The sequence below is a fragment of the Streptomyces sp. NPDC005485 genome (assembly GCF_040606085.1).
Lineage (GTDB): Bacteria > Actinomycetota > Actinomycetes > Streptomycetales > Streptomycetaceae > Streptomyces.
In genome coordinates, this window is the sequence record NZ_JBEXDZ010000247.1 from 1 (window position 1) to 9,163 (window position 9,163).

The following is a 9,163-nucleotide window of genomic DNA, read 5'->3' on the forward strand; positions in this document are numbered from 1 at the left end:
GCTGAAAACTCTCCGGCCGGCGTAGAAAATCAGCCCCTCCGGCGTTTGAGGAGCGGGGGTCCAGGGGCGGAGCCCCGGAAGACGGGACGGGTAGGGGCGGAGGGGGCGAAGAAGACACCTAGCCCCCCAGCCACCGGAACTCGATCGTCTCGTACGGCCCCGCCGTGCCCGTCTCGTAGAGAAGGCCCACCCCGCCGCCCCCGAGCGGGGCCGCCGCCGCGCTCCCGCCCCCGGCACCCGTGGCCGCCAGTGCCCCGAGCAGCCCCGTGACCTCCATGAACGCGGACCTGCGGCTCGACACCGGCATGGCTCTCCCTGGGTTCACAAGGACATGCGACACGGGACATAGGACGTGGGATGTCCGGGTGAACCTAGTGTGCCGGGCGGAGGAGGGCAACACCCGTGCGCCCTCGGCGTGTTGAAGGGACGCCGGTTCAGCCGGTGCCGGGAGTGACCAGCCCCGACTCGTACGCCACGATCACCAACTGCGCCCGGTCCCGCGCGCCGAGCTTGCCCATGATGCGGCTGACGTGGGTCTTCGCGGTGAGGGGGCTGAGCCCCAGCGCCTCGGCCGTCTCCGTGTTGGTGAGGCCGCGGGCGACGAGGGTCAGCACCTGGCGCTCCCGGTCGGAGAGGCATTCGGGGCCGCCCGTCGCGGGCACGGCGGCCGCTGCGGGGCTGCGCAGGAAGCGGGCGATCAGCCGGGCGGTCGGACCGGGCGAGAGCAGGGCGTCGCCCGCCGTGACCGTGCGGATGGCGTCGAGGAGTTCGGCCGGTTTCGTGTCCTTCACCAGGAACCCGGAGGCGCCCGCCCGCAGGGCCTCCACGATGTGCTCGTCGGTGTCGTACGTCGTAAGGACGAGCACCTTCACGCCCGCGAGGTCCTCGTCGGCCGCGATGAGCCGGGTCGCCTCGATGCCGTCGAGGTCGGGCATGCGGATGTCCATGACGACCAGGTCGGCGCGCGAGCCGCGGGCCAGTTCGACAGCTTCCCGGCCGGTGCCTGCCTGTCCGACGACCTCCATGTCCGGTGCCGACTCGACGAGCATCGCGAAGGCGGCCCGCACGAGGGTCTGGTCGTCGGCGAGGAGTACGCGGATGGTCATGAAGCGGTTCTCCGGGGACGTACGCGTACGTCGGTCATCGAGTCTCTCCCTCTCCGGCGCTCCAGGCCTCGGCCCTGCGCATCGGCAGCACGGCGCTCACCTCGAACCCCTTGCCCGGCGCCGGACCGGCGTCCAGTGTGCCGCCCACGCTGCGGGCCCGCTCGCGCATGCCGATGAGCCCGAAGCCGGGCGTGCCGCCGTCCCCCGTGCAGCCCGCCCCGTCGTCGCTGACGGTCACCCGGAGAGCGCCCTCACCCTCGAACACCCGTACCCGCACGGTCAGATCGTCGCGGCCGCCGTGCCGTACGGCATTGGTGAGCGCCTCCTGCACGATCCGGTAGGCGGCCGCGCCCACGGCGGGCGGCGCCCCCTCGCCCTCTGCCGAGAGGTCGACCTTCGCGCCCGCGAGCCGGGCCGCCTCGGCGAGGTCGGACAGGCCGTCGAGGCCCGGCAGCGGGCCGCGTCCGTCGCCCGCGCCGGCGGTGTGCTCGCGCAGCACCTCCAGCGTGGTCCGCAGCTCGCCGCGCGCACTGCGGCAGGTCTCCGCGATGTCGTCCAGGGACTTGGCGACGGCCTCCCGGTCGAGCCGTTCGGGATCGGCGGCCAGCACGTGCGCGGCCACCGAGGTCTGGACGCCGATGAGGGTGATGCTGTGCGCGAGCAGATCGTGCAGATCCCGCGCGATACGCAGCCGCTCCTCGGCGACGCGGCGCCTGGCCTCCTCCTCGCGGGTGCGTTCGGCGCGCTCGGCACGTTCGAGGACCGAGGCGACGTACTGACGGTAGAAGCGCACGTCGACGCCGCAGAAGAGCACGGCGATGACCCAGCCGGAGACCCTCAGCACTTCGATGGCCTGATGGGCGCTGACGGTGAGCATCACGCTCGTGGAGAGGCCGACGACCGTGATGCCGGTCAGGATCGTGCGCAGGGGGCGCCCGGTGACGGCGACCGTGTAGAGCGCGACGTACGTGGCCGGGGTCGTCGCGAGGTGGTTGTTGTCGAGGGCGTGGTACGGCGCGACCAGCGCGGCCACGGCGGCCAGCACCAGCAGCGGGCGCCGCCGCCGCCACACCAGGGGTACGGGGGCGGCGAGCAGCAGGACCCAGCCGAGCGCGTCGGGGCGGCGGCCGGGGTCGGTGAACAGGGCGACGGCCGTGGCGACGACGGCGAGCGCCACCGCCAGCAGCGCGTCGTTGCGGGTGGCGTGCGGGGCCGTACGGGGATCGCGGTTGACCACCGCCATGATCCGTTCGCCCGCGCGGGGCCGCGGCGCCGTGGTGGGGGCGGTGACTGGAAGGGATGCCTGCACCGGTTCATCTTCCGTCAGGGGGCGCCCCTCCCGGGAGAGGGGCGCCCCCTTCGTACGCGTCCCGATGGTGATCACCCTCGGCCGGCGGCGACGGGTTCCTGCTGCCGCGGCCCGGCCTGCGGCGCGGGAGCCCGGGACAGCGGTCCCGGCCACCACACCTTGCGGCGCAGCGCCACACTCGCGCTGGTCACCAGGTACGTACGGACCAGGAAGGTGTCCAGCAGCACCCCGACCGCGATCACGAAGCCCAGTTCGACGAGCGCGACCAGCCCCATGTTGGTCAGCACGGCGAAGGTCGCCGCGAGGACGAGCCCGGCGGAGGCGATGACTCCGCCAGTGGTCCGCAGCGCGGTGAGCGCGGCGGCGACCGGCTCCGCGCCCCGCACCGACTCCTCCCGCATCCGGTGCATGAGGAAGATGCCGTAGTCGACACCGAGGGCGACGAGGAAGACGAAGGACAGCAGCCCCAGCGCCGGATCGGTGCCCTCGAAGCCGAGGAGCGGACCGAAGACCAGCCCCCCGATGCCGAGGGCCGCGCCCCACACCGCGACGACGGCGACGAGGAGCAGCAGGGGCGCGACGAGACTGCGCAGCAGCACCATCAGGATCAGCAGCACGGACACCAGGACGATCGGTACGACGATGAGCCGGTCGCGCGCGTTGGTGTCCTTCAGATCGATCTGCTGGGCGCTCGGGCCGCCGACGTAGGAGTTCTCGAGGTCGTGGCGCAGGGACTTGATGGTGGCGGTCTCGGCGGCCGACTCGGGTGCGCCGTCGGCGGTGACGGAGATCTCCGTCCAGCCCCTGCCGCTGCGTCCGCGCTCGGCACCGGCGACGCCGGGCTCGCTGCGCACCTTGGCGAGGGTGGCGGCGGCCCGTGCGGTCGGGGTGATGACGGTGATCGGCTGGGTGCCGCGCTCGGGGTAGGTCCTGGCGAGGGTCTCCATGGCGGCGACCGAGTCGGGCCTGTCGACGAAGGAGTCCTGCTGCTTGAGCGCGCCGGGCAGGTTGAACATGCCGAGCGCGAGGGCGCCGAGCAGGACGACTCCGCCCGCGAGGACGGCGTAGGGGCGGCGTCCGGCGGAGCTGCCCATCGCCGAGAAGAGGCTGCGCCGCTGCTTGGGCTCGCTTCCGAAGGCCGGGATGAGGGGCCAGAACAGGCGGCGGCCGAACAGCACCAGGACGGCGGGCAGCAGGGTCAGCATGGCGGCGAGGGCGCACAGGACGCCCACGGTGCCCATCGGGCCCATGCCGCGGCTGCTGTTGAGGTCGGCGGCGAGCAGGCAGAGCAGTCCGGCGGCCACGGTCCCGGAGGAGGCGAGCACGGCGGGCCCGCAGCCGCGCAGGGCGGCCCGCATCGCGTCGTAGGGCCGCTCGACGCGCCGCAATTCCTCGCGGTAGCGGGAGATGAGCAGCAGCGCGTAGTCGGTGCCCGCGCCGAAGACGAGGATCGTCATCACGCCCTGGCTCTGGCCGGTGACGGCGGTGCCGAAGGCCTGGTGGAGTCCGTAGGCGACGCCCATCGAGAGGTAGTCGGCGACTCCGGCGACGGCGAGCGGCACGAGCCACAGCAGCGGGCTGCGGTAGATGAGGATCAGCAGGACGGCGACCACGGCGACGGTGGTGTAGAGCAGCGGTCCGCCGAGCGAGTTGTAGACCTCGGCGGCGTCGGTGGCCAGCGCGCCCTGTCCGCCGACGTCGACGCCGAGCCCGTCCCCGCCGCGGGCCACGTCGCGTACGCCGTGGACGAAGTCGTCCCGGAGCTTTTCGTCGGTGCCGGGGGCCGAGCTGCTGACCGGGTACATCAGCGTGGTCCCGTCCCGGGAGGGCACGGCGTGCGGGGTCCCTGTGAGCCGGTTCTCGCGGCCGATCTCGGCGATCTGCCGGGCGGCCGTCGCGCGGTCGGCGCTGCTGAGGCCGCCGTCGCGGTGGTAGACGAGGACGAGCTCGGTGGTCTCTCCCCCGGGCAACTGGTCCTCGATCCTGGCCACTTGGGTGGAGTCCGCGCTCGCGGGCAGGTAGTCCACGGCCCGGTCGTGCTGTACGTCGGCGAGCTTCGACGCGAACGGCCCGACGGCGGCCAGGACGGCCACCCAGAGCCCGAGCAGCAGCCAGGGCACGGCTCGTCGCCGGGTCCGCGTCGTTGTCGTCTTGCCTGGCCCCATGCCGGGCCCCCCTCCTGGACGGGTGTCTGGACATGACCAGACTCCCGGCGCACGGGAGGGGATTCGTCGCGCGGGAGGGCGAGTTCGGGGCTACTACCAGGGGCGGCGAAGCGGCCTGACTACTCCCCGGGGAGTACGGCGCAGGAGCAGCGGGACCCCTCGGGACGAGACCCTGCCGGGGTGGTCACGAGGGCGTGCGTGCCGCCGCCAGCAGCCGGGTCACGTCGTCCGAGCAGATCGTCAGCGCCGAGCCGACGGTGCTGAGGACGTCCCGCTCGGCGGGCGTGTACGGCCCGTCCGCGAGTGCGATGCGAGCGCCCTGGAGCAGGATGGCCTCCCTGCCGACCGGGGCGAGGTGCGGGGCCAGCGGGTCCAGTGCCTCGTGGAGCTCTATGGCGAGTCCCGCGCCGCAGGGCTCGCCGAAGATGCGGCCGGTGTCGGCGGCGAGGGCGTCGACGAGGGCGCTGAGCTGGTCCTCGGTGCAGTCGTCGAAGCCGGCCGAGCGGACGGTGGCGGCGGCGGTTTCGAGAGAGGTGCGGGAGCAGGTGCCGCCCGCGGCGAGCACGGCGAGGGCGACGGTGTGCACGGCGTCGCGGAGCATCGCGGAGAAGCGGGTGGTGGTGGGGTGGTCGAGGACGTCGGCGCCGTAGTGGTGGCGGCAGGCGGCGCATTCGACGACGGGTCCGCTCTCGCCGCGCGGCAGGACCGGGACGCCGAGGAGGGTGAAGCGCCGACGGCCGGTGAGGCGCTGGTAGTTGCGGTCGCCTCCGCATCCGGGGCAGAAGAACTCGCCGTCACCGACGGCGGTCCACGCGGTGCGGGTGCCTAGGATGCGGGTCATGTGACCAACACGGACAACACGACCTTTTCGTCCCCATCCTGGCAGCACGTCGCACCTCCGTAACCCCGCGGCAACATCGCCGCGTTGGCGTGATGTTAGCCACATTGTCGAGGCGGAGTCAGTACCTCGGGCGAGACCTCTCCGTGACATCCACGCGGATTGGCCGGTAAACGACCCGGCCCCGCCCGCCTCGAAAGGCGGACGGGGCCACAAAGAAGCCGGTCAGGCGAGTCAGCGGGCCGCGCGGTTGACGGCGGAGACGACGGCCTTCAGCGAAGCACGTGTCGTATTCGCGTCGATGCCGATTCCCCACAGAACCTGTCCGTCGATCGCACATTCGATGTACGAGGCGGCCTGCGCCGAGGCGCCCTCGCTCATCGTGTGCTCCTGGTAGTCAAGGAGGCGGACGTCGCAACCAATACCTTCCAGGGCGTCGAAGAACGCGGAGATCGGGCCGTTGCCGGTACCGGTCAGCACGGTGTCGACGCCGTCGACCGACGCCTCCACGGTCAGCGTGTCCACGCCGTCCTTGTCGGTCGTGGACTGGCCGTTCTTGACCTGGATACGGCCCCACGGGTTCTCGGGGTTGGGCAGGTACTCGTCCTGGAAGGCCGCCCAGATGTCCTTCGGCGTGACCTCGCCGCCCTCGGCGTCCGTCTTCGCCTGGATGATCTTCGAGAACTCGATCTGCATCCGGCGCGGCAGGTCCAGCTTGTGGTCGTTCTTCAGGACGTAGGCGATTCCGCCCTTGCCGGACTGCGAGTTGACCCGGATGACGGCCTCGTAGGAGCGGCCGACGTCCTTCGGGTCGATCGGCAGGTACGGGACGGCCCACTCGATGTCGTCGACGGTGACGCCCTTGGCCTTGGCGTCGGCCTCCATCGCGTCGAAGCCCTTCTTGATGGCGTCCTGGTGGGAGCCGGAGAAGGACGTGTAGACCAGGTCGCCCACGTACGGGTGACGGGGGTGGACCTCCATCTGGTTGCAGTACTCGGCGGTGCGGCGGACCTCGTCGATGTTCGAGAAGTCGATCTGCGGGTCGACGCCCTGCGAGAACAGGTTCATGCCCAGGGTGACCAGGTCGACGTTGCCGGTGCGCTCGCCCTGGCCGAACAGGCAGCCCTCGATGCGGTCGGCGCCGGCCATCAGGGCCAGCTCGGCGGCGGCGACGGCCGTACCGCGGTCGTTGTGCGGGTGGACCGACAGGCAGACGTACTCGCGGCGGGACAGGTTGCGCGACATCCACTCGAAGCGGTCCGCGTGCGTGGAGGGCGTCGAACGCTCCACCGTGGCGGGCAGGTTGAGGATGATCTCGCGGCCCGGGCCGGGCTGCCAGACGTCCATGACCGCCTCGCAGACCTCCAGGGCGAAGTCGATCTCGGTGTCGGTGAAGATCTCCGGGCTGTACTGGTAACCGAACGTCGTCCGCTCGTCCAGCAGCTTCTCGGCGTACTCCATGACCAGCCGGGTGCCGTCGACGGCGATCTGCTTGATCTGGTCCTTGGAGCCGCGGAAGACGACCCGGCGGAAGACCGGCGCCGTCGCGTTGTACAGGTGGACGTTCGCGCGCTTGGCGCCGACCAGGGACTCCACGGTCCGCTCGATCAGGTCCTCGCGGGCCTGGGTCAGCACGGAGATCGTGACGTCGTCCGGGATCGCGGTCTCGTCCTCGATGATCGAGCGGACGAAGTCGAAGTCCGTCTGCCCGGAGGCGGGGAACCCGACCTCGATCTCCTTGTAGCCCATCTTCACCAGCAGGTCGAACATCTCGCGCTTGCGGGCGGGCGACATGGGGTCGATCAGGGCCTGGTTGCCGTCACGCAGGTCGGTGGAGAGCCAGCGGGGGGCGGCGGTGATCCGCTGCTCCGGCCACGTACGGTCGGGGATGTCGACCTGGTCGTACGGGCGGTACTTGTGGATCGGCATGGACGTCGGCTGCTGGCGGTTCTGGCTGTTCGCCATGATGCGTGGGCTCCTCAGGATGTCCGGAAGGACGGCCGACGGCGCAACGCCAGACTCCGCGGGGAGGGGGTCGGCCTCGACTACAGGCCCTCGCCGCGGCAGCTAAGGAGAAGCAGCCCGAAACGCATGATGCTCAGCAGAGTAGCCGAGCCGCGCTCCCTACGGGGGGCTGTATCAGTATGCGGGACCGCCGGCGCATAGCGGGGCAAAAAGTGCGCCATACCACTTGAGAGCGGACTCCAAGGCTCCTTATCACCGTATTTCACCAATCATGGTTGCAGGTAGTGACAGAGTCATAACCCAGTGCAAGGGTGCCGGGCATGACGACCAACGGGGGCTTCGAGCCCGTCTTCTGCACCATCGTTCCACCGCATGTCCTCGACAAGCTGGCCCAGCACGAGGACCCCGCGCTCGCCGGTCCCGCGCGCCGCACCCTGGAGCGCGACGCCTTCGAGCGCACCCACCGCCGCCTGACCACGGTGATCGGCGCGCCCACCGTGGCCCCGCCGAAGGAGGCCGCCGAGGACAAGCCGCTGCGCACGATCTACGACGCCAAGCACCACCAGGACCTGCCGGGCAAGAAGGTCCGCGGCGAGAGCGACAAGCCCGGCAAGGACGCCACCGTCAACCGCGCCTACGCGGGCCTCGGCGCGACCTTCGAGCTGTACCTCAAGGCGTACACCCGCAACTCGATCAACGGCGAGGGCCTGCCGCTGAACGCGACCGTGCACTACGACCGGGACTACAACAACGCGTTCTGGAACGGCGAGCAGATGGTGTTCGGCGACGGGGACGGCGAGATCTTCCTCGACTTCACCATCCCGGTCGACGTCATCGGCCACGAACTCACCCACGGCGTCACGCAGTACACGGCGAACCTCACCTACTTCGGCCAGCCCGGCGCCCTCAACGAGTCGATGTCGGACGTCTTCGGCTCGCTCATCAAGCAGTACACGCTCGGCCAGAGCGCCGCCGAGGCCGACTGGCTGATCGGCGCGGGCCTGCTCGCCCCGCGCGTCACCGGAACGGCGCTGCGCTCCATGAAGGAGCCGGGCACGGCGTACGACGACGACGTGCTCGGCAAGGACCCGCAGCCCGCGACGATGGAGGGGTACGTGAAGACCGGCCGCGACAACGGCGGCGTCCACATCAACTCCGGCATCCCCAACCACGCGTTCTACCTCGTCGCCGACGCGCTCGGCGGCAACGCCTGGGAGCGGGCCGGACAGATCTGGTACGACGTCCTCACCGGCGGCGCGCTCCAGTCCCAGGCGAGCTTCTCGGACTTCGCCAAGCTGACGGTCGCGCAGGCGCGCAGCCGGTACGGCGAGGGCGAGGAGTTGCAGAGCGTCCTGAAGGCGTGGGAGCAGGTCGGCGTCCCGTCGGCGTAGCACCGCCGCCCGTCTCGTACTAGACAGGACCCATGCGTATCCAGGTGAGGCGGACAGGCGGGTTCGCGGGTATCGAGCGTCATGCCGAGGTGGAGACCTCGGGACGGCCCGACGCCCATGAGTGGCAGGCCCTGGCCGAGCGGGCGGTAGCCGCCGGCCGGGGCACGCCCCCGGTCGGCGTACCGGACGGCTTCAGCTACCGGATCACCGTCAACGGAAAGACGGTGTACTGCGCGGATCCACGCCTGACGGAGGAGCAGCGCAAGCTGATCTCGAGGGTGCTGAAGGAGGGCGCCTAGGGGGTGTTTTGAAAGTCCTGTGCGGTGCCCGCGGTGTCCGGTGCGTGCCCTCGGCGTGCCGGACGAAGGCCCTCGTACTGGACGTACTTG

8 protein-coding genes are annotated in these 9,163 nt (G+C 71.1%); 2 read left to right on the forward strand and 6 right to left on the reverse strand.

The features are described 5' to 3' along the window. Positions 1 to 118: 118 nt before the first annotated feature. The 6 genes from ABZS97_RS41980 to leuA form a co-directional block, all read right to left on the reverse strand. Positions 119 to 307: a hypothetical protein gene (locus ABZS97_RS41980; protein ID WP_356148433.1), complete on the reverse strand. Its 189-nt coding sequence runs from the start codon at positions 305 to 307 to the stop codon at positions 119 to 121. Positions 308 to 434: 127 nt separating this feature from the next. Further along, positions 435 to 1,106 (reverse strand): response regulator transcription factor, encoded by a 672-nt coding sequence (locus ABZS97_RS41985; protein ID WP_356148436.1) that lies wholly within the window; start codon positions 1,104 to 1,106, stop codon positions 435 to 437. Positions 1,107 to 1,140: 34 nt separating this feature from the next. Continuing rightward, positions 1,141 to 2,349, reverse strand: coding sequence for a sensor histidine kinase (locus tag ABZS97_RS41990; RefSeq protein ID WP_356148454.1), 1,209 nt, complete (start codon positions 2,347 to 2,349; stop codon positions 1,141 to 1,143). A 137-nt stretch (positions 2,350 to 2,486) separates the two neighbouring features. Beyond that, the gene (locus ABZS97_RS41995) at positions 2,487 to 4,580 is read right to left on the reverse strand and encodes an MMPL family transporter (protein WP_356148439.1); all 2,094 of its coding nucleotides are present in this window, start codon (positions 4,578 to 4,580) and stop codon (positions 2,487 to 2,489) included. Between the two features lie 184 nt (positions 4,581 to 4,764). Further along, positions 4,765 to 5,421, reverse strand: coding sequence for a TerB family tellurite resistance protein (locus ABZS97_RS42000; RefSeq protein ID WP_356148442.1), 657 nt, complete (start codon positions 5,419 to 5,421; stop codon positions 4,765 to 4,767). Between the two features lie 231 nt (positions 5,422 to 5,652). Next, a complete protein-coding gene (leuA, locus tag ABZS97_RS42005) occupies positions 5,653 to 7,383 on the reverse strand; it encodes a 2-isopropylmalate synthase (protein ID WP_356148445.1) in 1,731 nt (576 codons plus the stop codon). 320 nt (positions 7,384 to 7,703) lie between these two features. Here leuA and ABZS97_RS42010 point away from each other — a divergent pair, with 320 nt between their 5' ends. Both ABZS97_RS42010 and ABZS97_RS42015 read left to right on the forward strand, forming a co-directional pair. Beyond that, positions 7,704 to 8,774 (forward strand): M4 family metallopeptidase, encoded by a 1,071-nt coding sequence (locus ABZS97_RS42010; RefSeq protein WP_356148448.1) that lies wholly within the window; start codon positions 7,704 to 7,706, stop codon positions 8,772 to 8,774. A 32-nt stretch (positions 8,775 to 8,806) separates the two neighbouring features. Beyond that, positions 8,807 to 9,073 carry a protealysin inhibitor emfourin gene (locus ABZS97_RS42015; protein ID WP_356148451.1) on the forward strand — a complete coding sequence of 89 codons (267 nt, stop codon included), beginning with the start codon at positions 8,807 to 8,809 and terminating at the stop codon, positions 9,071 to 9,073. Positions 9,074 to 9,163: the final 90 nt, after the last annotated feature.

Excerpts from the sequence above, each read along its gene's own strand:
- ABZS97_RS41980 (WP_356148433.1), bottom strand. The coding sequence starts at position 307 with ATGCCGGTGTCGAGCCGCAGGTCCGCGTTCATGGAGGTCACGGGGCTG.
- ABZS97_RS41985 (WP_356148436.1), bottom strand. The coding sequence starts at position 1,106 with ATGACCATCCGCGTACTCCTCGCCGACGACCAGACCCTCGTGCGGGCC.
- ABZS97_RS41990 (WP_356148454.1), bottom strand. The coding sequence starts at position 2,349 with ATGGCGGTGGTCAACCGCGATCCCCGTACGGCCCCGCACGCCACCCGC.
- ABZS97_RS41995 (WP_356148439.1), bottom strand. The coding sequence starts at position 4,580 with ATGGGGCCAGGCAAGACGACAACGACGCGGACCCGGCGACGAGCCGTG.
- ABZS97_RS42000 (WP_356148442.1), bottom strand. The coding sequence starts at position 5,421 with ATGACCCGCATCCTAGGCACCCGCACCGCGTGGACCGCCGTCGGTGAC.
- leuA (WP_356148445.1), bottom strand. The coding sequence starts at position 7,383 with ATGGCGAACAGCCAGAACCGCCAGCAGCCGACGTCCATGCCGATCCAC.
- ABZS97_RS42010 (WP_356148448.1), top strand. The coding sequence starts at position 7,704 with ATGACGACCAACGGGGGCTTCGAGCCCGTCTTCTGCACCATCGTTCCA.
- ABZS97_RS42015 (WP_356148451.1), top strand. The coding sequence starts at position 8,807 with ATGCGTATCCAGGTGAGGCGGACAGGCGGGTTCGCGGGTATCGAGCGT.